Raw genomic sequence first — 23,043 nt, 5'->3', positions numbered from 1 at the left:
CAAAGCGGAACGCATCGTGTACAAGCGGGACCAGTCCGATGCACCCGCCGCTTCCCTATCCCGCCCTCCACGCCAGCCATTCCGGCGTGTGGATCGCTACGGCCGAGGGGACGCGCGGACTGAGCCGCGGCGAGGCGATCCGCATCGCCGCCGACACGCCGGTGCTGCTGCTCAACGCGCCCCTGGTCGGCCAGCGGCTGGGGCACCCGGAGCTGAGCGGGCTGGACCTGCTCGAGCTGTTCGCCTTTCTCCGCCCCGCCCGCTTCATGGTCCCGACGCCCAAGGGCCTTGCCCGCACCTGCGGCCTCGAACCGCCCAAGGACGACGCGCACGTCGCCGCCTTCCTGCGCGACGCTGCCGCGGCACTGCTCGCCCTGCCCGAAGGCGACTGGCCCGAGCGGGAAGGCGCCTGGCACGGTCTGCAATCGCTCGGCCGGCTGCGCTGGCCCTGGTCAGCGGTGCTCGGCCAGCGCATCACAAAACCCGAGCGCGCCGAACGCTGGCTGTTCTCCAAGCTGCCCGAATGGGAGGAAAGCGCCCCCCGCCCCGCCCCGCGCACGATCACGCTCGACCCCGCACAGGTTGCCGAGCGCCTTGCCCGGCTGACCGGCGCCACCGCCGAGCGTCGCGAGGGCCAGCGTCACTATGCGGACGCGGCGGCACAAGCCTTCGCGCCGCGCAGCATGCCGGACACGCCCAACATGGTGCTGGCCGAGGCGGGCACCGGCATCGGCAAGACGCTCGGCTATCTCGCCCCGGCCTCGCTCTGGGCCGAGCAATCCGGCGGGCCGGTTTGGGTCTCCACCTTCACCAAGGCGCTGCAACGCCAGCTCGGCAACGAGGGCGAGCGGCTGTTCCCCGATCCCGTCCAGCGCCGCGCCCGCATCGTCACCCGCAAGGGCCGCGAGAACTACGTCTGCCTGCTCAACCTGGAGGATGCGCTGCAGGGCGGATTCGCCGGGCGCGCCGCGATCCTCGCACAACTGGTCGCGCGCTGGGCGGCGTACACCGCGGACGGCGACATGGTCGGCGGCGACCTGCCCGGCTGGCTGCCCACACTCTTCCGCCGCAACGGCTCGACCGCGCTCACCGATCGGCGCGGCGAGTGCATCTATGCCGGCTGCCCGCATTACCGGAAATGCTTCATCGAGCGCGCCGCCCGGGCCAGCGCCGATGCCGATATCGTCATCGCCAACCATGCGCTGGTGATGGTCAACGCCGCGCGCGGCCGCGAGAACCAGACGCGGCCCACCCGCTATGTGTTCGACGAGGGCCACCACCTGTTCGACGCCGCCGACGCGATGTTCTCGGTCGCGCTGACCGGGCAGGAAGCGATCGAGCTGCGCCGCTGGCTGACCGGCCCGGAGTCCGGCTCGCGCGGTCGGCGCCGGGGCCTCGCCGCCCGCCTGTCCGACGTCGCCAGCTATGACGATGCCGGTGGCCGCGCGATTTCCGAAGCGGTCGATGCCGCGCGCGCGCTGCCGAGCGACGGCTGGCTGCAGCGGCTGAACGAAGGCGAGCCGTTCGGGCCGATCGAAGCGCTGCTCGCTGCTGTACGCGGCTTGGTCTATGCCCGCGACGCCAATGGCTCGGCCGACGCCGGCTATGGCCTGGAAACCGAACTCACCGAGCCAGATGCCGCGCTGGTCGAGGCGGCGGCCAACGCCACTGCCGCGCTCGATGCGCTGCTCCGTCCCATGGTCGTGCTCGGTCGCCGGCTCGAGGCGGTACTGGCGGAAGCGCCCGACTGGATGGACGGCCCGGCCCGCGCTCGCATCGAGGGCGCGATCGCCTCGCTCGGCTGGCGCGTCGATACCGTCGGCGCCTGGCTTGCGCTGATCGCGCGGATCGGCGGCCCCGCCGATCCCGAATTCGTCGACTGGCTGGCCATCGACCGCGTCGAGGGCCGCGAGTTCGACATCGGCCTGCATCGCCACTGGCTCGATCCCGCCAGGCCGCTCGCCAAGACGGTGCTCGAGCCCGCACACGGGGTGCTCGTCACCTCGGCGACACTGCGCGCCGGTGGCGACTGGGACGTGGCCGAGGCGCGCTCGGGCAGCACACATCTGCTCCGCCCCGCGCAGCGCTTCGAGGCGAAAAGCCCGTTCGACTATCCCAACCAGGCCGAGGTGCTGATCGTCACCGACGTCAAGCGCGGCGACCTGCCCGCGCTTGCCAATGCCTATGCCCGGCTGATCGCGGCGGCCGGCGGCGGTACGCTGGGGCTGTTCACCGCAATCCGGCGCCTGCGGGCGGTCCATGCCCGCATCGCCGACCGGCTGGCGCGCGACGGCCTCCCCCTGCTCGCCCAGCATGTCGACCCGATCGATACCGGCACGCTGGTCGACATCTTCCGCGACGATCCGCGCGCCTCGCTGATCGGCACCGATGCGCTGCGCGACGGGGTCGACGTACCCGGCGATTCGCTTCGGCTAGTGGTGATGGAGGGTGTCCCCTGGCCCAAGCCGAGCGTGCTGCACGCCGCCCGGCGTCTGGCAGGCGGCGGATCCGCCTATGACGACCGCATCGTCCGCGCCCGGCTCGCCCAGGCGTTCGGCCGGCTGATCCGCCGCGCCGACGATCGCGGCGCCTTCGTGCTGCTCTCCGCTGCCACCCCCTCGCGGCTGCTCGATGCGTTTCCGGCGGGGACGCGGATCACCCGCACGACACTCGATCAGGCCGTCGAGCGGGTTCGGCTTTCCTTGGGCCCCGGCTTGCGGCATGAGGCGGGCGAAACCGCCAGCGTCCATATCGGGGAAGCATGAAGACCCTTCTCGTCCTCCGCCACGCCAAGTCCGGTTGGGACGATCCGGTCGCGCGCGATTTCGATCGGCCGCTCAATCCCAAGGGCCAGCGCGCCGCGGTGGCGATGGGCCGCTATCTGCGCGATCAGGGCCTCCGCTTCGACCATGCCATCGCCTCGCCGGCGGTGCGGGTGAAGGAAACGCTGGGGCATGTCTCGCACGGCTATGGTGCAGCCATCGCCCCTGAATGGGACCAGAAACTCTATCTCGCCTCGGTGCCAACCCTGCTCGACGCCATCGAGGAACTGCCCGATGCCGCCGAGGTGGTGCTGCTCTCCGGGCACAATCCCGGCCTTGAGGACCTCGTGCTCGACCGCGTGACTGCGGACGGCCCGCTGCGCGAAGAGGTGGCGCGCAAATTCCCCACGGCGACGCTCGCCGAGCTTCGCTTCGATGTCGCATCATGGCGGGATGTGCCGCACGCGAGCGCCGAACTCGTCCGGTTCGTGCGCCCGCGCGATCTGGATCCGAGCCTGGGCCCGGACGCCTGAGGCTCAGCGATCCGCTTCCAGGCTCTCGGCCAGGGAGTCGCGGATCGCCTGCAGCTCGGCGGTTCGGTTCTTGCCCCGCGCCGCCTTTTCTTCCGCGAGCAGGCGCTGCACGCCGCGGATGGTATAGCCCTCTTCGCTGAGGAGCTGATGGATGCGGCGCACCAGCGCCACGTCGTCGGGTCGGTAATACCGGCGGTTGCCCGCACGGGTGAGCGGCTTCAGCTGGGGAAAACGCGTTTCCCAATAGCGCAAGATATGCTGTGGCCTGCCGATTTCAGCGGCGAGCTCACCAATGGTTCGCAACGCGCCGGCGGCCTTCTCGGTCGCCGGCATGTCGGTTCTCAGCGGGCCGAGACGATGCGGTCGCGCATCATCTGGCTGGCCCGGAAGGTGAGCACGCGGCGGGGAGCGATCGGCACTTCGACGCCGGTCTTCGGGTTGCGCCCAATGCGCTCGCCCTTGTCGCGCAGCACGAAGCTGCCGAAGCCCGAGATCTTCACATTCTCGCCCTTCGCAAGTGCGTTGCACATATGGCCGAGGATCTGCTCGACGATGCGCGACGCGTCCGCGCGCGAAAGCCCCACTTCGCGATGCAGCGATTCAGCCAAGTCTGCCCTGGTCAGCGTTCCCGCAGCACTCATCCGGCACTTCCTTTCATAATCCTCGCTACCCGTATCAGATCATTACGCGCTATCAAGTTCGATGTTGAAGCCCTAGTAACGGCTCAGACATATACTGGAAAAACACGTATCTGGTCCAAATTGGGTTATATCTCTAGGTCGGTCAGAAGCGCACGACCGCGGCGCCCCAGGTAAAGCCCCCGCCCATCGCCTCGAGCACCAGCAGATCGCCGCGCTGGATGCGGCCATCCCGCACTGCAGCGTCCAGCGCCAGCGGCACCGATGCCGCCGAGGTGTTGGCGTGCCGGTCGACGGTGACGATCACCTTTTCCGGTGCCAGGTCCAGCTTGCGCGCGGTGGCATCGAGGATACGGGCATTGGCCTGGTGCGGCACCACCCAGTCGACATCCCCCGGCGCGAGCCCTGCAAGATCGAGCGATTCCTGCATCACCGATGCAAGATTGGTCACGGCGTGGCGGAACACCTCGCGGCCCTTCATGCGCAGCTTGCCGACGGTTCCGGTGGTCGACACCCCGCCGTCGACATAGAGCAGGTCGTTGTACCGGCCATCGGCGTGGAGCTTGGTCGAAAGGATGCCCTGCGGCGCCTGGCCCTCCGTATCCTGCGCCTCCAGGACGATCGCGCCGGCACCGTCGCCGAACAGCACGCAGGTCGTGCGGTCTTCCCAGTCGAGGATGCGGCTGAAGGTTTCGGCACCGATCACCAGTGCACGGCGATGGACGCCGGCGCGCAGCATCGAATCCGCCACCTGCACCGCATAGAGAAAGCCCGAGCACACTGCCGCCACGTCGAAGGCGACGCAATCGAGGATGCCGAGCGCATGCTGCACGCGCGTCGCGGTGGCGGGGAAGGTCTGGTCCGGGGTGGCGGTGGCGAGCACGATCAGATCGATTGCCGCCGCCTCGACGCCCGCTGCGTCCAGCGCGGCGCGGGCCGCGTCCGCCGCCAGCGTGCCGGTGGTTTCGTCAGGGCCGGCAAGGTGGCGGAAGCGGATCCCGGTCCGCTCGACGATCCATTCGTCGCTGGTATCGACGCGCTCCGCCAGCTCCGCGTTGGAAACACGCTGCGCCGGCAGGGCGGACCCCGTGCCGAGAATCACCGATCGTACGGTCATGCGACCCCTTCTACCTCGTACTTACGCGGCCTTGGCCTCGAAGTTCCCCAGATCCTCGGCAATGCGCCGGGTAAGTTCGTCGCGCACCATCTTGGCGGCGAAGCCGATCGCGGTATCCACCCCGATCTCGTTCGCGCCGCCATGGCTCTTCACGACGATGCCGTTCAGCCCGAGGAAAACGGCACCATTATGGTTGTTTGGATCGAGATGGTGGCGGAGCAGGTCCGTCGCCGGCTTCGAGATCAGGAAGCCGACCTTGGAGCGCAGCGAGGAACTGAACGCGCGGCGCAGCAGATCGGCCACGAATCGCGCGGTGCCCTCGGCGGTCTTCAGCGCGATATTGCCGGAGAAACCGTCGCAGACGATCACGTCGACATCGCCGCGCGACAGGCGATTGCCTTCGATGAAGCCGGTGAATTCGAGCGGCAGATGCTTGGCCGCACGCAGCTGGGCAGCAGCATCGCGGATGCTGTCGGTGCCCTTCATCTCTTCCGTGCCGATGTTGAGCAGGGCCACGCGCGGGCGCGCGAGATCGAGCGCCGTGCGCGCATAGGCCGCACCCATCACCGCAAACTGGACGAGGTTGCGCTCGTCCACTTCGGTGTTGGCACCGAGATCGAGCATCACCGTGTCATTAGCGCCCAGCGACGGCATCAGCGCGGCGAGCGCCGGCCGGTCGATCCCCGCCATGGTGCGGAGCGACAGCTTGGCCATCGCCATCAGGGCGCCGGTGTTGCCCGAGGAAACCGCTGCGCCGGCACGCCCCTGCTTCACCAGATCGATGGCGATGCCCATCGAGGTGGTCTTGGCGCGGCGAATCGCCTGGCTCGGCTTGGCATCGGACGCAACGACTTCGGCCGCGTGGACGATCTCGCACGCGGCTGCCAAGTTCGGATGCGCCTTCAGGCCGTCACGGATGCGCGACTCATCGCCGACGAGGAGAAATTCCATCCCCTCGAAGCGGCGACGTGCACGGGCGGCGCCGGCGAGCATGACGGCGACCCCCTCGTCGCCGCCCATTGCATCGACGGCGATCCGCGAGGGAACAGTCATACCGGCAACCCCCCGTCGCGGAACGTCGCTCAGCCCTCGACCGAAACGATTTCGCGGCCGTTATAGTGGCCGCAGGCGTTGCACAGGTTGTGCGGACGCTTGAGTTCGCCGCAGTTCGGGCACTCCTGGAACGATTCGACAGTCAGCGCATCGTGCGAACGACGCATGCCACGCTTCGACGGCGAGGTCTTTCTCTTAGGAACGGCCATTTCGGCACCTTCAACAAGCTAAATGAATCAATAAGTCGCGATACGCCCACAGGGTAGTTCGGGCAAGCGACGGCTAGGCCGGCCGCTCGCCGGACCAGCGGACAGGTCACGAAGCGAGCCCGCGCGTATAGCGATTCTCGTCCGCGTTGCAAGCAGAAGCCGCGCGTGGCAGGGGTTTTGACCTGTTTCACTAGGGGGGCGCGATGTTTTTTCTGCCGGTAACACTCACCTGCGCGGGCGCAGCGGCGCTGCTCAACCTGTGGCTGGCGATTCGCGTCATCCAGATTCGCATGGCCGAAAAGGTGCTGACCGGTGACGGCGGCAGCCCACGACTCATCGCGCGCATGCGCGCGCAGATGAACTTCGTCGAATATACGCCCTTCGTGCTGATCCTGCTTGGGCTGATCGAGCTGGCCCAGGGCACGCGTTTTTATCTGTGGGTCGTCGCCGCCGTCTATCTGCTCGGCCGCGTGTTGCACGGCTTTGGCATGGACGGCTGGCGGCGTGGCCGCGAGATCGGCGCGCTCACCACCTTCCTGATCGTCGCCGGGCTCGGCCTCTATGCCGCATGGCTCGGCTACACGGGCACCAACCCGCTGCATTGAGGCTTCAGGCGCGCGCCAGCACCGAATCGGCGACGAACGGGTTGGTGCGCCGCTCCTGGCCGAAATTGCTCGGCTGGCCGTGGCCTGGGACGAACACCGTGTCGTCCCCCAGCGGCCAGAGCCGGGTGGTGATCGCGTCGATCAGGTCCTGATGGTTGCCGAGCGGGAAGTCGGTGCGGCCGATCGAGCCTTGGAACAGCACGTCGCCGACGATCGCCAGTTGCGATTCGGGATGGTGGAACACGACATGGCCCGGCGTGTGGCCCGGACAGTGGTACACGTCGAGCACCAGTTCGCCCACCATCACCTGGTCGCCCTGCTCCAGCCAGCGACTGGGCTCAAACGGCTTGCCGGGCACGCGATAGGCACGGCCGTCATCCTCCAGCCGGGCAATCCAGTAGCGATCGGCCTCGTGCGGGCCTTCGATCGGAACGCCCAGCTCCTCGGCGAAGATGCCGGCCGAGCCGCAATGATCGATATGGCCATGGGTGATCAGCAGCTTCTCGATCGTGACGCCGTGCTGCGTGGCGGCGGCACGCAGCCGGTCGAGATCGCCGCCCGGATCGACGAACGCACCGCGCATCGTCTTCGTGCACCAGAGCAGGGTGCAGTTCTGCTGGAGCGGCGTGACGGGGACGATCGCCGCGCGAAGCGGCGGCTGGGCTGCGGTAGGATCGGAAGTCGCCATGGCCCCTCGCTACTCCGCGACCGCGCGCGCGGCAACCAAGGCTTGCCCTGACCGGCCGAGGCCTGCATTCGATTCGACGATGGCGTTGCGTCCCCCCTTCGTACTGCTCGACGATGCCCGTACCGGCGGGCGCGGCGCGCGGCTCTATGTCGATCCCGTCGAGATCGTCGTCGCGGATCGGCTGGAGGCGGTCGCCCCCGCGCTCGACAGGCTGCGCGAGGCGGCCGCGGCGGGCCTCGATGCCGCCGGATGGCTCGCCTATGACGCAGGCGCGGCTTTCGAATCGCGCGCGCCCACGCGCGAGGGAGCGGGGCCGCTGCTCTGGTTCGGGCTGTTCCGCGGGCACCAGCGGCTGGCGGCCGAGGCGGTGCCAACGCTGCTGCCCGACCCCGCCGGCGCCTGGGCCGGGCGCCCGCGCCCGCGGCTGGCCCGTATGATCTATGATGCCGCCTTCGCACGCGCGCGGGGCTATATAGAAGCCGGCGACATCTATCAGGCCAACCTAACCTTCCGCGCCGAGGTGCCGGTCGCCGGCGATCCCGCCGCGCTCTACGCGCTGCTGCGCGCCCGCGCGGCGGCGGGCCACGGCGCCTTGGTCGCGACCGGAACCCAGTGGCTGCTCAGCCTCTCGCCCGAGCTTTTCTTCACGCTGGAGGACGGCACGCTCACCGCCCGCCCGATGAAGGGCACGACGACACGCCATCCCGATCCCGCCACCGACGCCGCGATCGCGCGCGAGCTTGCCGCCGACCCCAAGCAGCGTGCCGAGAATCTGATGATCGTCGACCTGATGCGCAACGATCTCGGCCGGGTCGCGCGCCCCGGCAGCGTCCGCGTGCCCCAGCTTTTCGAGGTCGAGACCTATCCCACCGTCCACCAGATGACCTCGACGATCACCGCCCGCCTTGCCGACGGGCTGGGACCCGTCGACGCGCTGGCGGCGTTGTTCCCCTGCGGATCGGTGACCGGTGCCCCCAAGATCCGCGCAATGCAGGTGATTGCCGAAGTCGAACCCGATGCCCGCGGCGTCTATACCGGTTCGATAGGGAGGATCGACGCGGATGGCAGTACGGAGTTCAACGTGGCGATCCGCACCCTGTCGATCCACGACGCGGGCCGCGCGACGCTCGGCCTCGGCTCGGGCGTCGTGGCGGATTCCGAGGCCGGCAGCGAATGGCGCGAATGCCTCGCCAAGGGCGCGTTCGTGACCGCCGGCGAGACGGGCTTCGACCTGATCGAGACGATGCGCTTCGATCCCGAGGATGGAATCCTACTGCTGGAGCGCCATCTCGAGCGCATCCGCGCCAGCGCCGAGATCTTCGGCTTTCCCTTTGATCGCCATGTCGTCCGCAACGAGCTGCAGGCCGCCACCTTCCGGCTGCGCCACGCCGCCCGGGTGCGCCTGCTGCTCGGGCCCTCGGGAGCGGTGGCGATCGGCATCGCGCCGCTGCCCGTCACGCCGCCGGGGCCGATAAAGGTCCGGATCGTACCCCATTCCGTGCCACGCGACGATTTCCGCCTCGCCCACAAGACCACCCGGCGAGCACTCTACGACGGACCCCGCCGCGCCGCCGGCACTTGGGAAGTAGTGTTCAGCGATACCGAAGGCTTTCTGACCGAGGGCAGCTTCACCTCGCTGTTCGTCGAGCGCGACGGCGTGCTGGTCACCCCGCCGCTGGCGCGTGGCCTGCTCTCCGGCGTCCTCCGCGCGGAGTTGCTTGCCAGCGGCCGCGCGGTGGAAGGCGATCTCCGCTCCGAGGATCTTGCCCGCGGATTCCTGCTTGGCAACGCGGTTCGCGGACTGGTTGCAGCCGTTACAGTTGCGGAAGGCGCCGAAGCGGACCTATAGGCCCCGCATCTTCCCCGGAAAAGGCGCTTAGACTCATGCAGACCTCCGCCGCGCTCCAGCGCATCCAGCCCTCCGCCACGCTTGCCATGACCAGCCGCGTGTTCGAGCTGAAGCGCGCCGGCGTCGACGTGATCGGCCTGGGCGCCGGCGAGCCGGATTTCGACACGCCCGAGTTCGTCAAGGAAGCGGCGATCCAGGCGATCCGCGACGGCAAGACCAAGTATACGAACGTCGACGGCACCCCCGAACTGAAGGACGCCGTGATCGCCAAGTTCAAGCGCGACAACGGCCTGGACTATACGGCGCAACAGGTGACCATCAACGTCGGCGGCAAGCACACGCTGTTCAACGCGATTGTCGCCACGGTGGAAGCCGGCGACGAGGTGATCGTCCCCGCGCCGTATTGGGTCAGCTATCCTGACGTAATCCAGTTCGCGGGCGGCACGCCGGTGTTCATCGCCGCCGGTGCCGACCAGGGCTACAAGATCACCCCCGCCCAGCTGGAGGCGGCGATCACGCCCAAGACCAAGTGGGTGATCCTCAACTCGCCGTCCAACCCGACCGGCGCCGCCTATTCGGCCGCCGAGCTCAAGGCGCTGGGCGAGGTGATCGAGCGCCACCCGCAGGTCTGGGTGTTCGCCGACGACATGTACGAGCACATCCTGTACGACGGCTTCGAATTCGCGACGATCGCGCAGGTCTGCCCGTCGCTCTACGAGCGCACGCTCACCGTCAACGGCTGCTCCAAGGCCTATGCGATGACCGGCTGGCGCATCGGCTTCGCCGGCGGCCCGGCGCCGCTGATCAAGGCGATCGCCAAGCTGCAGTCGCAGTCGACCTCGAACCCGTGCTCGATCGCCCAGGCGGCCGCCGTCGCGGCGCTGACCGGCGACCAGAGCTTCCTCAAGGATCGCGCCGCCGCCTTCCAGACGCGCCGCGACCTCGTCGTCGGCATGCTCAACGAAATCGACGGCATGCACTGCCCGACCCCGGAAGGAGCCTTCTATGTCTATCCGGAGTTCAGCGCGCTGATCGGCAAGACCACGCCCAAGGGCAAGGTGATCGCCACCGACGAGGACATGATCGGCTATTTCCTCGACGACGCCCGCGTCGCGGCGGTGCACGGCGCGGCGTTCGGCCTGTCGCCGGCGATGCGGATCAGCTATGCGACGTCTGAGGCGCTGCTCCGCGAAGCCTGCACCCGCATCCAGACGGCCTGCGCCGACCTGCGCTGACGGGCATGTAACGCGGGGGCTCCCTCGTCCTTATATGGGTGTACGATGACCCGAAGCACGCTGAAGCTCCCGCTCTCCCTTGCCGCGCTGGCCGGCGGTGCCTTTTTGCTGATCGCCGCCGGCGGACTGCGCATCGAGAAGGTGTCCGCGGTGGCGGTCCCGGTCCCCACGATCGACGTCTCCAAGGCGAAGAAGCCGCAGACCGCAGTGTTCGCGGGCGGCTGCTTCTGGGGGATGGAGGCGGTGTTCCAGTCGGTGAAGGGCGTCCAGTCCGTCACCAACGGCTATGCCGGCGGCACCCAGGGCACCGCGACGTACGAGCAGGTCTCGACCGAGACGACCGGCCATGCCGAGGCGGTGAAGATCGTCTATGATCCGACGCGGGTGAGCTACGGCACGTTGTTGCGCATCTATTTTTCCGTAGCGCACGATCCCACGCAGAAGGGCGGCCAGGGTCCCGATCGCGGCCCCAGCTATCGCAGCGCGATCTTCCCGCAGAATGCCGAGCAGCGCCGCGTCGCCGAGGCGTACATCGCCCAGCTGGGCCGGGCGAAGGCCTTCCCCAAGCCGATCACGACCAAGCTGGAGACGGGCGCCTTCTATTCGGCCGAGGCGTATCACCAGGACTTCTTCTGGCGGCACCCGACGCACCCCTACATCATGCGCTGGGACAAGCCCAAGGTCGCCGCCTTTCGCGCCGCCTTCCCCCAGCTCGCGAACTGAGGCGCGCGCTGCCCGACAGGCAGGGTAGCTGCTAGGGTCGGCGGGCTTTTTGAAGTGTCGGGCACGCGAGCCTCCTCCCCTCCGCCCGTGTGCGGGGAAAAAGCGCGCTCAGTCGACGCAGGGGAATGCCGCACCCGCATCGGCCGCGCCCCGGAAGGTCCTGAACTTCGCCGCCGCGTCGAACTGCCACGAGCCTCAACTTCGGGAACGTGCGAGGCGCACCGCCCTCAGAAGTCGATCGCGATGCCCTTCAGCTCCCAGTCGCCATAGCGGACGGGATCCTTCTCGAGCGGGTCCTTGTCAGGCCGCTGCATCGGTTCGGGCTTCGGCACCGGCGGGCTCTTCGAAAGATAGGCCGGGGGCTGCACATGGTCGGGTCGCTTGCCCATCGGGATTGCCTTCCTTGGTTGCCCGGCCCATGTCGGCGCGCAAAGGAGCATGGTCAAGTGAACGGTTGGGTAGCGCAGGGTCGAACAGCAATGATGACGGGAGTGCGCTGACCATGGCCCGCCCGAACACCCGCCGCCCGGCCGAGAGCGAGCCCGATGCCCCCGGCGTCCCCACCCGCCGCGCCGCGCTCAAGCTGCTCGACGCCGTCCTCCGCCGCGGCCTCGCGCTTGAACAGGCGCTCGACTCCGCCGCCCAAGGACTGGCGCCCAACGACCGTGGCCTGGCTCATGCCATCGCTGCCGAGGCGCTGCGCCGCTTGCCGGATCTCGACGCGCTGATCGATTCGGCCACCCGCCAGCGCCTGCCGGACGACGCCAAGGCGCGCTTTGCGCTGCGCATCGCGCTGGTCCAGGCGATTGCGCTGGGCACCCCCGGTCACGCGGCGATCTCGACCGTGCTGCCGCTCGTCGACGGCGGCCCCCGCAAGCTGGTCCACGGCGTGTTTGGCACGCTGATGCGCGACAACGCGACCCTTCCCGATCTGCCGATGCTTCCCGATCCGGTGGCGCTGCGCTGGCAGGCCCAGTGGGGCGATGCGATGGTGCAGGCCGCCTGCGAGGCCATTGCCTCCCCCCCGCCGCTGGACCTCAGTCTCAAGACCGATAGCGTGACGCTCCCCGGCGCAACCAGCCTGGCCCCGCGCCATGCCCGGCTCGAACCCGGCACCAGCGTCCCCGACCTTACTGGCTTCGCCCAAGGTGACTGGTGGGTGCAGGATCTCGCCGCCTCGATCCCCGCCCGGCTGATCGGTGCCGGCACCGGAACCGTGCTCGATCTGTGCGCCGCCCCCGGCGGCAAGACGCTCCAACTCGCCGCCGCCGGCTGGGACGTGACCGCGGTGGACGTCGCCGAGAACCGCCTCGCTCGACTCCGCGAAAATCTCGAACGCACGAGCCTCTCGGCAAAGATCGTCACCGCCGACCTGCTGAGCTGGAGCCCCGCCGCTCCGGCCGATGCGGTGCTGCTCGATGCACCGTGCAGCGCAACCGGCATTTTCCGCCGCCACCCCGACGTACTCCACCGCGTCCGTCCCACGCTGATCGCCGAGATGGCCGCGCTCCAGGCGAAGCTGCTCGACCGTGCGGCTACCTGGGTCAAGCCGGGCGGCACCTTGGTCTTCGCCACCTGCTCGCTCGAAGCAAAGGAAGGCGAGGCCCACCTCGCCCCCTTCCTCGCTGCGCATCCCGAGTTCGCGCTGGTGCCGGCAACCGCCGACGAACTCCCCGCGGGCATTTCGCCCCGCGAGGACGGGTCGGTCCGCGTCCTGCCGGGGATGCTGGCCGACCAGGGCGGCCTCGACGGCTTCTTTATCGCCCGCTTCCGCCGCCGCTGATCGCACCGGCGGGGCTCTTCGTCCCGCCTGTGCAGCAAGCTGTGGATAAGCCTGTGGAGAAAAGGTGCGCAAACGGTGGGCACCCGCCCCCTCCGGTTGCGCCCGACTCCGCCCTTGCCTAGGAGACGGGCATGTCCGTTCGCATCGCCCCTTCGATCCTCTCGGCCGACTTTTCGCGGCTCGGCGAGGAAATCCGCGCCATCGACGCCGCTGGCGCCGACTGGATCCATGTCGACGTGATGGACGGCCATTTCGTGCCGAACATCACCATCGGCCCGGCGGTGATCAAGGCGCTGCGCCCGCACACGGCAAAGCCCTTTGACGTGCACCTGATGATCGCGCCCGTCGATCCGATGCTCGCCGCCTTCGCCGATGCCGGCGCGGACACGATCTCGGTGCATCCGGAAGCCGGCCCGCATCTCCACCGCACGCTCCAGACGATCAAGGCGCTCGGCAAGCGCGCCGGCGTGGTGCTCAACCCCGCGACGCCGGTCGACGTGGTCGATCATGTGATGGACCTGGTCGACCTGATCCTGGTGATGAGCGTCAACCCGGGCTTTGGCGGACAGAAGTTCATCGAAAGCCAGCTGCCCAAGATCACCGAGCTGCGTCGCCGCATCGAGGCAAGTGGGCGCGCAATCGACCTGGAAGTCGATGGCGGCGTCGACCGCGAGACCGCACCGCGCGTCATCGCCGCCGGCGCCGATGCGCTGGTTGCCGGCACCGCGACCTTCACCGGCGGCCCGAGCCAGTACGCCGCCAACATTGCGGCACTGCGCGGGGCTTGACCGATCCTGCGCCGGACTCCGCCGCCGACGGAGTCGAGGAAGGCAAGCGGCTGATCCGGGTAGGCGGCGATCGCGGCCTGTCGCTCGCCGACCGGATCGCCGACCGCTTCCAACGCCTTGCCTGGCGCTCGCCGCTCTACGCGATGCGGCTGAAGGGCCGGCACCCGCTCAAGCTGCTCACGGCCGCGGACGATCCGTTCTTCGGCGATCCGCAACGCGGCAATGCCCTTATTGACGGCGAACTCCGGCTTTGCGGCGACGTGCGCGCGATCGAGACGCTCGACTTCGCCAAGCCGGACTGGTCGCCCGCCTTCACCCAGCATCTCCAGGGCTTTGCCTGGCTGCGCGACCTTTCCAGTGTCGCCACCCGCGAGCAGGGCGCACCGGTCGCCGAAGACCTTATGCGCCGCTGGTTGAAGGTGCATGGCGAGCAGGTCGCCGACCCCGCCTGGCGCCCCGATCTGGTCGGCCGGCGCATTCTCGCCTGGGTAGCGCATGCGCCGCTGATCCTCTCCTCCACCGACCAGGTCTATCGCTCGGGCGTGATGCACGCGTTGGCCCGCGGTGCCCGCCATCTCGATCGCAGCGCCGACAAGGTGCCGGTCGGCGTCCCCCGGCTTGCTGCCTGGGCGGGCCTGACCGTGGCAGGGCTGGTGCTCCCCGGCGGCGACCCGCGCCGCAGCTTCGCCGAGGCGGGGCTCAACCGCGCAATCACCGCCTCGGTCTATGAGGATGGCGGCACCGTCGGCCGCTCGCCCGACGGGCAGCTCGACGCGATCCAGCTGATTACCCTTCTCTGCGAAACCTATGCCGCCCGCCGCATCGAGCCGCCTGCCTTCGTGCTCGGCGCGCTCAACCGCATGGTCGCGGCACTGCTCGGCGTGTGCCACGGCGATGGCGGGCTCTCCAGCTGGCAGGGCTGCGCCCCGGTCAGCGGCGACTGGATCGAGCAGACCATCGAAGCCACCGGGGTGCGCACCCGCCCGCTCAAGCAGGCGCGGGAGTGGGGCTATCAGCGGCTGTCCTGCGCCGGCACCGTGCTGATCCTCGATGCGGCACCCCCGCCGGACGCCCGCGTCGCCCAGACCGGCTGCGCCTCCACCCTCGCCTTCGAGCTGTCGGACGGCACCGACCGGATCGTCGTCAATTGCGGCGGAAGCCGTGCAGCGGATGCGCGCCTGCCTGCCGAACTGGTCCAGGGCCTGCGCACCACCGCCGCCCACTCCACACTGACGCTGGGCGACAGCAACTCCACCGCGATTCATGCCGATGGCACGCTCGGTCGCGGCGTCAGCGAGGTCGAGTTGGTCCGCCACGAGACCGAGCATGCCAGCCGGATCGAGGCGGCGCAGGACGGCTATGTCCGGCGCTTCGGCCTGCTCCATCGCCGCGAACTCACCCTCTCCCACGACGGGCGCGACCTTCGCGGCGAGGATTTGCTGCTCCCCGCCGGAAAGCGACGGATCGACGCCAAACCGTTCGCGGTGCGCTTCCACCTCGCCCCGCAGGTCGAGGCATCACCCACCGCCGACGGGCACGGCGCAATCCTGCGTACCGCTTCGGGCACGCTCTGGCAGTTCCGCGCCAAGGGCGGGTCGCTCACGATCGAGGAGAGCCTGTGGATCGATGCGCGCGGCCGTCCGCACGCCACTCAGCAGCTGGTGCTCCAGGGCGAGACGCCGGCGGGCGGCGCCAGCGTCAACTGGGTGTTTCACCGCGCCAAATAGGGCTTGCCCCCGCGCCCCCGATTGGGGAGAGGGGCGGGCCATGGACATCAAGATCACCCGCGCGCTCCTCTCGGTCTCCGACAAGACCGGGATCGTCGAACTCGGCCAGGCGCTGGCCGCCCAGGGCGTCGAGCTCGTCTCGACCGGCGGCACCGCCACCGCGCTCCGCAACGCAGGCCTGGAGGTCCGCGACATCTCGGACCTCACCGGCTTCCCGGAGATGATGGACGGCCGGGTGAAGACGCTGCACCCCAAGGTGCATGGCGGCCTGCTCTCGGTGCGCGACAATCCCGAGCACCAGGCCTCGATGGCCGAGCACCAGATCGCGCCGATCGACCTCGTCGTGGTCAACCTCTATCCCTTCGCCCAGACGGTCGCCAAGGGCGCGGACCGCGACGAGATCATCGAGAATATCGACATCGGCGGCCCGTCGATGGTGCGCTCGGCCGCGAAGAACCATGAGTCGGTAGCGATCGTCACCGATCCGGCAGACTATGCGCTGGTGATGGGCGGTACGACGACCCTGGAGCAGCGCCGCAAGTTCGCCGCCAAGGCCTATGCCGCCACCGCGGCGTACGACGCGATGATCTCCAGCTGGTTCGCCTTTGCCGACCAGGGCGAGGCCTTCCCGGAGACGCTCAATGTCTCGCTCAAGCGCGGCCAGGCGCTGCGCTATGGCGAGAACCCGCACCAGCAGGCGGCCTTCTATGCCGCGACCGGCCCCGCCGCGCGCGGCATCGGGCAGGCTCGCCAGCTGCAGGGCAAGGAGCTGAGCTACAACAATTACAACGACGCCGATGCGGCGCTCGAGCTGGTCAGCGAATTCCGCGACGGCCCGCCGACCGCGGTGATCGTCAAGCACGCCAATCCCTGCGGCGTGGCGAGCGGCGCCACTCTCGCGGAGGCCTATGCCGCGGCGTTCGCCTGCGACACCGTCTCGGCGTTCGGCGGCATTATTGCGGTGAACCGCCCGCTCGACCGCGCGACCGCCGAGCAGATCACCGGCATCTTCACCGAAGTGGTGGTGGCGCCCGACGCCGATGAGGAAGCGCTGGCGCTGTTCGCGGCGAAGAAGAATCTCCGCCTGCTGCTCACCGGCGAGCTGCCCGATCCGGCCCGCGCGGGCCTGTTCGCCAAGTCAATCGCCGGCGGCTGGCTGGTCCAGGGCCGCGACAACGGCATCGTCACGCGCGACCAGCTCAAGGTCGTCACCAAGCGCCAGCCGACCGAGCAGGAACTGGCCGACTGCCTGTTCGCCTGGACGGTGGCCAAGCACGTCAAGTCGAACGCGATCGTCTATGCCAAGGACGGCAGCACCGCGGGCGTCGGCGCCGGCCAGATGAACCGGCTGGAAAGCGCCCGCATCGCCGCGTGGAAGGCCAAGGACGCCGCCGACAAGGCAGGTTGGGCAACCCCGCGCACGATCGGCTCGGCGGTGGCGTCGGATGCCTTCTTCCCCTTTGCCGACGGTCTGCTGGCGGCAGTGGAAGCGGGCGCGACCGCAGTGATCCAGCCGGGCGGCTCGATCCGCGACGACGAAGTCATCGCGGCGGCCGACGAGGCCGGGCTGGCGATGGTGTTCACGGGCATGCGCCACTTCCGGCATTGAGGCACGCGCGCCGCGCTTCCGGTTAGGGGCGCGGCCTTGCTTTGCCTTTCATTTCCGTTCGCAGCCCGTATCCGTCGCCCCAGCGGAAGCTGGGGCCTCCATCGAGTTGCTGATACGGCGCAGCGGGCTTCGGGAGATGCCAGCTTGCGCTGGCAGGACGAGAAGACTGCGCACCCTCCTCCCGCTTCGCCGGGCGACATACGCTCAGGCCGCCTCGCCCACTGCTCCCTCCACCCGAGGCACCTTGCGGAAGAGTGCGCGGTCCTCGGCACCGAAGCCGAAGCGGATGATCACGAACAGGAAGGTGAGCAGCATCGCGGGCATGCCCAGGCTCATTTCCGCCCATTCGAAGCGGTGCGGCAGCGAGGTGAAGGCCGCGCCGACCAGCCCCGCGATCGCCATCGCGGCGAAGAAGCTGGGGCGAATGCTCACCACCGGCGCGCCGAGCTTGGCCTGCAGCAACAGACCCTTCGCGATCGAACCGATCGTCAGCGAAAGGGCCAGCGCAACCGCCGGCGCGGCGGACTGCACCGGCACCGACCATCCGTGCCCTCGCGCGACGAAGATCAGCGCAAAACTCAAGCCGATCTGGAGCATCAGCACGCAGATCGAGATCGCCAGATTGGTGTGTCGGGTGATGTAGATCAGCGCCGTCTCGCACACCGCGCCGGGCGAGGCGAGCACCTCGGCGAAGAGCAGGATGCACAGCACCGCCGAGCCGATCACGAACTCGCGGCCGAGCAGGCCCATCACGCCCTCGGCGGGGATCGAGAACATCACGGCGAGGCCCGCCTGCGCACAGAGGATCCAGAAGCCCACCTGCCGCACCTGACGTGCCACCGCCGGGCGGTCGCCCGCCGCGAGGCTCTGGGTGAGCACCGGCCCTAGGATCGGATCGAAGCTCGATTTCAGCCGCTGCGGTACCGAGGCGACCTGCTGCGCCATGTAATAGATGCCGACTACCGAGGGCGCGAACAGCAGGCCTAGGATGAAGCGATCGACGTTGCGCGTCGCCCATTCGATCGCATCAGCCCCCGCCAGCGGCGCGTTGAGCCGGGCGAGCCCCCAGATCTCCGCCAGCTGCGGCCGCCAGCCGACCGGCAGGCCATATTCACGCACGAACGGCACGATCGAGGCGACCAAAGCGGCGGTCATCGACAGCACATAGGCCATCAGCAGCCCATCGCGCGCCGACACGAAGGAGAAGACCCAGGCGGCGATGCTGATCGTCCAGGGCTCGATGATCGCCCGGGCGGTCACCGACGCACCGATATTGTGGCGATAGGCCAGCGCCGAGAGCGACACGTCGGACAGCGCGATCGCGATGACCGCGGTCGACAGGAACCGCTCCAGCCCCATCACCGGGCTGTTGGGGAACATCGCCTGGGGGAAGACCATCATGATGCCGCTGGCGACCAGCGCCGCGACAAAGGCGACGACCATCGCATCCCACACGACATGGGTATGGGGGCGGTCGGTGCTCGACAGTGCCTGCGCCAGCCCCCGCTTGAGCCCGAGCGTCGCGACAAGCGCCACGAACTCGATGACCAGTACCGCGATCGCATAGCGCCCGACGATCTCCGGGCCATAGGAGCGCCCGGCGATGAACAGGAACGGCAGCCGGGCGACCAGCCGGATGACGAAGCCCAGCATGTTCGTCCGACCGCCCTTGGCGAGCGCATTGATATCCTTGGACGCTTCCGCCTGGCTCAATGCGCGGCGCCCCAGCTGGGGCCGACGCCGATCTCCACGCCGAGCGGCACGGTGAGCTGGATCGCCGGTTCGGCGGCGGTGGCCATCACCCGCTCGATGATCGGACGCGCGGCCTCGACATCGCCCTCGGGCAGCTCGAACACCAGTTCGTCATGCACCTGGAGGAGCATGCGGACCTTATCGAGCCCCGCCTCGCGCAGCGCCGGGACCATTCGCGCCATCGCGCGCTTGATGATGTCGGCGCTGGTGCCCTGGATCGGCGCGTTGATCGCGGCGCGCTCGCTGCCCGCCCGCTCATTGGGGTTGGACGCCTTGAGCCGCGGGAAGTGCGTCTTCCGGCCGAACAGCGTCGTCGTATAGCCGCGCTCCTTAGCCTCGCGCAGCGTGTCGGCGATGTAGCGGTTGATGCCGGGGAAGCGCTCGAAATAGCGGTTGATCATCGCCTGCGCCTCGTCCGGCGTCACGTCGAGCCGGCCGGCCAGACCCCAGCGCGAGATGCCGTAGAGGATCGCGAAGTTGATCGTCTTGGCGCGGCCGCGCGTGTCGCGGTTCACTTCGCCGAACAGCTCCATCGCGGTCAGGCTGTGGATGTCGTCGCCGTTCGCGAACGCGGTGCGCAGTGCCGGCACATCGGCGATGTGCGCGGCCAGGCGCAGCTCGATCTGCGAATAGTCGGCCGAGAGGATGACGTTGCCCGGCTCGGCCACGAACGCGTCGCGGATCTGGCGGCCGGTCTCGGTGCGCACCGGAATGTTCTGCAGGTTGGGATCGGTCGACGAGAGCCGCCCGGTTTGCGCGCCGGTGAGGCTGTAGCTGGTGTGGACCCGGCCGGTATGCGGGTTGATCTGCGCCTGCAGTGCATCGGTATAGGTCGACTTGAGCTTGGACAGCTGGCGCCAGTCGAGCACCTTGAGCACCATCTCGCGGCCGGGCGAATCCTTGTCGGCGGCGATGCGCTCCAGTTCGTTGACGTCCGTGGAATAGACGCCGGACTTGCCCTTGCGGCCGCCCTTGATCCCCATCTTGTCGAACAGCACGTCGCCCAGCTGCTTGGGGCTGCCGATGGTGAACTTGAAGCCCGCGATGGCGTGGATCTCTTCCTCCAGTGTCGCGATCTGCTGCGCGAAATCGGAGGAGAGCTTCGAAAGCACCCCGGCATCGACCTTGATGCCGGTGGCCTCCATCTCGGCCAGCACCGCGACGAGCGGGCGATCCACGCTCTCATAGACGCGGGTCACGCTCTCGTAGGCGAGCCGCGGCTTGAGGCGGCGCCACAGCCGCAGCGTCACGTCGGCATCCTCGGCGGCGTAGCGGGTTGCGACCTTGAGATCGACCTGGCCGAAGCTCAGCTGGCTCTTCCCCGTGCCGACCACGTCCTTGTAGGCGATGCAGCTGTGCGCGAGATGGGTGGCGGCGAGCTCGTCCATGCCATGACCGTGCAGACCGGCGTCGAGATCGAAGCTCATCACGATCGTGTCGTCATAGGGCGCCACCCGGATTCCGGCGCGGCCGAGCACGATCATGTCGTACTTGAGGTTATGGCCGATCTTGAGGACGGCGGGGTCCTCCAGCAGCGGCTTCAGCCGGGCGAGCGCCGCCTCGCGATCGAGCTGCACCGGCTTCTCGGCGAACATGTCGGTGCCGCCATGGCCGAGCGGGATATAGCAGGCGAGGTTGGGTGCCAGCGCCATGCTTACGCCGACCAGATCGGCTTGGGTAGCATCCAGCCCGCTGGTCTCGGTATCGATCGCCACCCAGCCCTGGTGGCGCGCAGCGGCGATCCAGCGATCGAGCGCGTCCATGTCGGTGACGGTCTCATAGCCGTCATGGTTGCAGGGCGGGTCTTCCTCCACGCCGGGGGTGTCGTGCGTCTCCACAGGCGCATCGGCGACACTTGAGAGCCGCGACAGCAGCGTCTTGAAGCCGTGATGCTCGAGGAACGCGCGGAGCGGCGCGTCGGGGATCCCCTGCAGCTCCATCGCTTCCAGCGGTTCGGGCAGCGGAACGTCGCAGGCAAGCGTGACCAGCTTGTGGCTCAGCCGCGCAAGTTCGGCATGCTCGATCAGATTGTCGCGCAGCTTGCCCTTCTTCATGCTCGGCGCGGCGGCGAGCACCGATTCGAGATCGCCATGTTCGAGGATCAGCTTGGCGGCGGTCTTGGGCCCGACGCCCGGCACGCCGGGCACGTTGTCGACGCTGTCGCCCATCAGCGCCAGCACCTCGCCAAGCTTCTCCGGGCCGACACCGAACTTCTCGCGGGTGTCGTCCGGGCCCATGCGCCGGTTGTTCATCGTGTCGAGCATGTCGACCGACGGATCGGTCATCAGCTGCATCAGGTCCTTGTCGGAGCTGACGATCGTTACCGCCCACCCTTGCGCCAGTGCCGCCTTGGTATAGCTGGCGATCAGGTCGTCCGCTTCCCAGCCCAGCTCCTCGATGCAGGGCAGGCTGAAGGCGCGGGTCGCGTCGCGGATCATCGGGAACTGGGGGACCAGGTCCTCGGGCGCGGGCGGGCGGTGCGCCTTGTACTGGTCGTAGAGATCGTTGCGGAAGGTATGCTCGGACTTGTCGAGAATGACCGCCATGTGGGTGGGCCCGTCGGCCTTGTGCAGCTCGTCGGCGAGCTTCCACAGCATCGAGGTGTAGCCGTACACCGCCCCCACCGGCTCGCCATGCTTGTTGGTCAGCGGCGGCAGCCGGTGATAGGCGCGGAAGATGTAGCTGGAGCCGTCGACGAGATAGAGATGGGGCATGGGCGGGAGATAGCAGCGCGCCGCGCCGCCGTCATCCCGCCGAGGTCGTTGTTTTCAGGCGCCCAGCTGATGCTCGGCGACGATCGCGCGGACCACGCCCTGCATCAGCAGCTGGCGTTCGTTGATCGGCCGCGGCGTGTCGCCGATCATCACCGCCAGCGCGTAGGAACGGCCGTCCGGTGCGGTAAGCAGTGCCACGTCGTTATAGCCGGCCGTCCGGCCAAACAGGTCCTGCCCGGTGCCGGTCTTGTGCGCGAGCTGCCAGCCTGGCGGCAATGCGCCGCGCAGGCGATACTTGCCGGTGTGCGAGGCCTGCATCGTCGCGATCAGCCACTGGGTCGAGACCGGCGACAGTAGCTCGCCGCGTTTCAGCCGGGCGAGCGCACCGGCAATGGCAAGCGGCGCGGCGCCATCGGGCGGATCGGCGACATAGGATTGGTAGGCGGTGACGCGGGTGGCGCGCGGCAGCTGGGCGCGGGCGACGGCAAACGTGTTGCCCATCGAATATTCGGGCTTCCAGCTGGTCAACCCCGAGGTGCCGAGCTGGAGCAGCTTCTCGCCCGGGCCGAAGCGGATCGAGCCCAATGCATTGCGGGCGATGAACGAGCGCACCGCCGGCGGCCCGCCGACGAGGCGCAGCAGCTTGTCGTTGCAGGTATTGTCGCTCATCGTCAGCGCACGGCGCATGATCTCGCCGACGGTGCTCTGATAGCCCTGATCCCCCTTGACCAGCGACGCGACCGGCTGGTGGAACAGGGTGAAATCGGCGCGGGTGATGACGAGCGGGTCGTTGAGCCGGATGCGGCCCTGATCGACCTGGTCGAGCACGGTCATCGCCACCCACAATTTGGAGACGCTCTGTTGCGGCAGCTTGCGCGCGCCGCCCTGCGAGGCGGTCCAGTTGCGGTCGACGCTGGTCACCGCAATCCCGACGACGCCGTCGAAATTGTGCGCGATGTCCGAGAGGCGGCTCACCAGCCCGGCGGGGGGCGGCACTTCCGGCCGGGGCGCTGCCTGTGCGCGCGGGATCGGCAGCAGGACGCCGTAATTGGGCGCAGGCAGATAGGCGGCAAGCTCAGGATGTTCGTGGACGGCGCAGCCGAGCAGCACCGCCGGACCCAGCCCGGCGACGGTCAGCGCACGCTCGACCTTGGAGAACCGGATTTTACGCACCGCAACCAACCTCTTGCCCACTTCCATCATGCGACTGCCCCTAGGGCCGGCAAAGCGGGGGATTTCCGCAATGCGACGAAGCGAG

At 68.7% G+C, this 23,043-nt stretch carries 20 protein-coding genes; 10 read left to right on the top strand and 10 right to left on the bottom strand.

The annotated features are described in order from the left end of the window. Nucleotides 1-38 precede the first annotated feature (38 nt). The gene (locus OIM94_RS12570; protein ID WP_264607057.1) at nt 39-2,765 is read left to right on the top strand and encodes an ATP-dependent DNA helicase; all 2,727 of its coding nucleotides are present in this window, start codon (nt 39-41) and stop codon (nt 2,763-2,765) included. Beyond that, nucleotides 2,762-3,295, top strand: coding sequence for a SixA phosphatase family protein (locus tag OIM94_RS12565; protein ID WP_264607056.1), 534 nt, complete (start codon nt 2,762-2,764; stop codon nt 3,293-3,295). The genes OIM94_RS12570 and OIM94_RS12565 overlap by 4 nt, the downstream gene beginning before the upstream one ends. 3 nt (nt 3,296-3,298) lie before the next feature. Here OIM94_RS12565 and OIM94_RS12560 read toward each other — a convergent pair whose 3' ends face one another. From OIM94_RS12560 to rpmF, 5 genes are all read right to left on the bottom strand, one after another. After that, complete coding sequence (locus OIM94_RS12560) at nt 3,299-3,628, bottom strand: MerR family transcriptional regulator (protein ID WP_264607055.1); 330 nt, start codon at nt 3,626-3,628, stop codon at nt 3,299-3,301. An 8-nt stretch (nt 3,629-3,636) separates the two neighbouring features. After that, nucleotides 3,637-3,936 carry an integration host factor subunit alpha gene (locus OIM94_RS12555; protein ID WP_029623389.1) on the bottom strand — a complete coding sequence of 100 codons (300 nt, stop codon included), beginning with the start codon at nt 3,934-3,936 and terminating at the stop codon, nt 3,637-3,639. Nucleotides 3,937-4,078: 142 nt separating this feature from the next. Then, nucleotides 4,079-5,050: a beta-ketoacyl-ACP synthase III gene (locus OIM94_RS12550; protein WP_264607054.1), complete on the bottom strand. Its 972-nt coding sequence runs from the start codon at nt 5,048-5,050 to the stop codon at nt 4,079-4,081. A 21-nt stretch (nt 5,051-5,071) separates the two neighbouring features. Further along, nucleotides 5,072-6,103, bottom strand: a complete 1,032-nt coding sequence (gene plsX, locus OIM94_RS12545; RefSeq protein ID WP_264607053.1) for a phosphate acyltransferase PlsX — start codon at nt 6,101-6,103, stop codon at nt 5,072-5,074. A 29-nt stretch (nt 6,104-6,132) separates the two neighbouring features. Then, entirely contained in the window at nt 6,133-6,312 is a 180-nt protein-coding gene (rpmF, locus tag OIM94_RS12540; RefSeq protein ID WP_010545868.1) for a 50S ribosomal protein L32, read from the bottom strand. A gap of 203 nt (nt 6,313-6,515) precedes the next feature. On the opposite strand from rpmF, the gene OIM94_RS12535 reads away from it, so the two are divergent. After that, complete coding sequence (locus tag OIM94_RS12535) at nt 6,516-6,917, top strand: MAPEG family protein (RefSeq protein WP_264607052.1); 402 nt, start codon at nt 6,516-6,518, stop codon at nt 6,915-6,917. Between the two features lie 4 nt (nt 6,918-6,921). Here OIM94_RS12535 and OIM94_RS12530 read toward each other — a convergent pair whose 3' ends face one another. Further along, a complete protein-coding gene (locus tag OIM94_RS12530; protein ID WP_264607051.1) occupies nt 6,922-7,605 on the bottom strand; it encodes an MBL fold metallo-hydrolase in 684 nt (227 codons plus the stop codon). Nucleotides 7,606-7,684: 79 nt separating this feature from the next. Between OIM94_RS12530 and pabB the strand changes: the two genes are divergently transcribed. From pabB to msrA, 3 genes are read left to right on the top strand one after another with little or no spacing between them, the layout of a single operon-like run. Next, on the top strand, nt 7,685-9,454 hold the full coding sequence (gene pabB, locus OIM94_RS12525; RefSeq protein ID WP_264607050.1) for an aminodeoxychorismate synthase component I: 1,770 nt from the start codon (nt 7,685-7,687) through the stop codon (nt 9,452-9,454). Nucleotides 9,455-9,489: 35 nt separating this feature from the next. After that, complete coding sequence (locus tag OIM94_RS12520; protein ID WP_264607049.1) at nt 9,490-10,689, top strand: pyridoxal phosphate-dependent aminotransferase; 1,200 nt, start codon at nt 9,490-9,492, stop codon at nt 10,687-10,689. A 45-nt stretch (nt 10,690-10,734) separates the two neighbouring features. Continuing rightward, complete coding sequence (gene msrA / locus OIM94_RS12515) at nt 10,735-11,412, top strand: peptide-methionine (S)-S-oxide reductase MsrA (RefSeq protein ID WP_264607048.1); 678 nt, start codon at nt 10,735-10,737, stop codon at nt 11,410-11,412. Nucleotides 11,413-11,639: 227 nt separating this feature from the next. Here the strand turns inward: msrA and OIM94_RS12510 are convergent, their stop codons facing one another. After that, nucleotides 11,640-11,801, bottom strand: coding sequence for a DUF1674 domain-containing protein (locus OIM94_RS12510; RefSeq protein ID WP_125973220.1), 162 nt, complete (start codon nt 11,799-11,801; stop codon nt 11,640-11,642). 113 nt (nt 11,802-11,914) lie between these two features. Between OIM94_RS12510 and OIM94_RS12505 the strand changes: the two genes are divergently transcribed. The 4 genes from OIM94_RS12505 (at nt 11,915) to purH (ending at nt 17,319) form a co-directional block, all read left to right on the top strand. Beyond that, nucleotides 11,915-13,195, top strand: a complete 1,281-nt coding sequence (locus OIM94_RS12505) for an RsmB/NOP family class I SAM-dependent RNA methyltransferase (protein WP_264607047.1) — start codon at nt 11,915-11,917, stop codon at nt 13,193-13,195. Between the two features lie 131 nt (nt 13,196-13,326). After that, entirely contained in the window at nt 13,327-13,983 is a 657-nt protein-coding gene (gene rpe / locus OIM94_RS12500) for a ribulose-phosphate 3-epimerase (protein WP_264607046.1), read from the top strand. Continuing rightward, complete coding sequence (locus OIM94_RS12495) at nt 13,980-15,710, top strand: heparinase II/III family protein (protein WP_264607045.1); 1,731 nt, start codon at nt 13,980-13,982, stop codon at nt 15,708-15,710. Before rpe ends, OIM94_RS12495 begins: the two co-directional genes overlap by 4 nt. A gap of 40 nt (nt 15,711-15,750) precedes the next feature. Beyond that, nucleotides 15,751-17,319 (top strand): bifunctional phosphoribosylaminoimidazolecarboxamide formyltransferase/IMP cyclohydrolase, encoded by a 1,569-nt coding sequence (gene purH, locus OIM94_RS12490; RefSeq protein WP_264607044.1) that lies wholly within the window; start codon nt 15,751-15,753, stop codon nt 17,317-17,319. Nucleotides 17,320-17,523: 204 nt separating this feature from the next. Here purH and OIM94_RS12485 read toward each other — a convergent pair whose 3' ends face one another. From OIM94_RS12485 to OIM94_RS12475, 3 genes are read right to left on the bottom strand one after another with little or no spacing between them, the layout of a single operon-like run. Then, nucleotides 17,524-19,032, bottom strand: coding sequence for a lipopolysaccharide biosynthesis protein (locus OIM94_RS12485; RefSeq protein WP_264607043.1), 1,509 nt, complete (start codon nt 19,030-19,032; stop codon nt 17,524-17,526). Continuing rightward, on the bottom strand, nt 19,029-21,785 hold the full coding sequence (gene polA, locus OIM94_RS12480; RefSeq protein ID WP_264607042.1) for a DNA polymerase I: 2,757 nt from the start codon (nt 21,783-21,785) through the stop codon (nt 19,029-19,031). Before polA ends, OIM94_RS12485 begins: the two co-directional genes overlap by 4 nt. Before the next feature lie 54 nt (nt 21,786-21,839). Next, nucleotides 21,840-22,988, bottom strand: a complete 1,149-nt coding sequence (locus tag OIM94_RS12475) for a serine hydrolase (RefSeq protein ID WP_413716354.1) — start codon at nt 22,986-22,988, stop codon at nt 21,840-21,842. Between the last annotated feature and the right edge of the window lie 55 nt (nt 22,989-23,043).

It is taken from the genome of Sphingomonas sp. R1, assembly GCF_025960285.1.
Classification (GTDB): domain Bacteria; phylum Pseudomonadota; class Alphaproteobacteria; order Sphingomonadales; family Sphingomonadaceae; genus Sphingomonas.
The sequence above is the reverse complement of the archived record's forward strand: the minus strand, read 5'-3'. Positions and strand labels throughout refer to the sequence as shown.

Coding starts and splice junctions, on each gene's coding strand:
- OIM94_RS12570 (WP_264607057.1), top strand. CDS start 39: ATGCACCCGCCGCTTCCCTATCCCGCCCTCCACGCCAGCCATTCCGGC.
- OIM94_RS12565 (WP_264607056.1), top strand. CDS start 2,762: ATGAAGACCCTTCTCGTCCTCCGCCACGCCAAGTCCGGTTGGGACGAT.
- OIM94_RS12560 (WP_264607055.1), bottom strand. CDS start 3,628: ATGCCGGCGACCGAGAAGGCCGCCGGCGCGTTGCGAACCATTGGTGAG.
- OIM94_RS12555 (WP_029623389.1), bottom strand. CDS start 3,936: ATGAGTGCTGCGGGAACGCTGACCAGGGCAGACTTGGCTGAATCGCTG.
- OIM94_RS12550 (WP_264607054.1), bottom strand. CDS start 5,050: ATGACCGTACGATCGGTGATTCTCGGCACGGGGTCCGCCCTGCCGGCG.
- plsX (WP_264607053.1), bottom strand. CDS start 6,103: ATGACTGTTCCCTCGCGGATCGCCGTCGATGCAATGGGCGGCGACGAG.
- rpmF (WP_010545868.1), bottom strand. CDS start 6,312: ATGGCCGTTCCTAAGAGAAAGACCTCGCCGTCGAAGCGTGGCATGCGT.
- OIM94_RS12535 (WP_264607052.1), top strand. CDS start 6,516: ATGTTTTTTCTGCCGGTAACACTCACCTGCGCGGGCGCAGCGGCGCTG.
- OIM94_RS12530 (WP_264607051.1), bottom strand. CDS start 7,605: ATGGCGACTTCCGATCCTACCGCAGCCCAGCCGCCGCTTCGCGCGGCG.
- pabB (WP_264607050.1), top strand. CDS start 7,685: ATGGCGTTGCGTCCCCCCTTCGTACTGCTCGACGATGCCCGTACCGGC.
- OIM94_RS12520 (WP_264607049.1), top strand. CDS start 9,490: ATGCAGACCTCCGCCGCGCTCCAGCGCATCCAGCCCTCCGCCACGCTT.
- msrA (WP_264607048.1), top strand. CDS start 10,735: ATGACCCGAAGCACGCTGAAGCTCCCGCTCTCCCTTGCCGCGCTGGCC.
- OIM94_RS12510 (WP_125973220.1), bottom strand. CDS start 11,801: ATGGGCAAGCGACCCGACCATGTGCAGCCCCCGGCCTATCTTTCGAAG.
- OIM94_RS12505 (WP_264607047.1), top strand. CDS start 11,915: ATGGCCCGCCCGAACACCCGCCGCCCGGCCGAGAGCGAGCCCGATGCC.
- rpe (WP_264607046.1), top strand. CDS start 13,327: ATGTCCGTTCGCATCGCCCCTTCGATCCTCTCGGCCGACTTTTCGCGG.
- purH (WP_264607044.1), top strand. CDS start 15,751: ATGGACATCAAGATCACCCGCGCGCTCCTCTCGGTCTCCGACAAGACC.
- polA (WP_264607042.1), bottom strand. CDS start 21,785: ATGCCCCATCTCTATCTCGTCGACGGCTCCAGCTACATCTTCCGCGCC.
- OIM94_RS12475 (WP_413716354.1), bottom strand. CDS start 22,988: ATGATGGAAGTGGGCAAGAGGTTGGTTGCGGTGCGTAAAATCCGGTTC.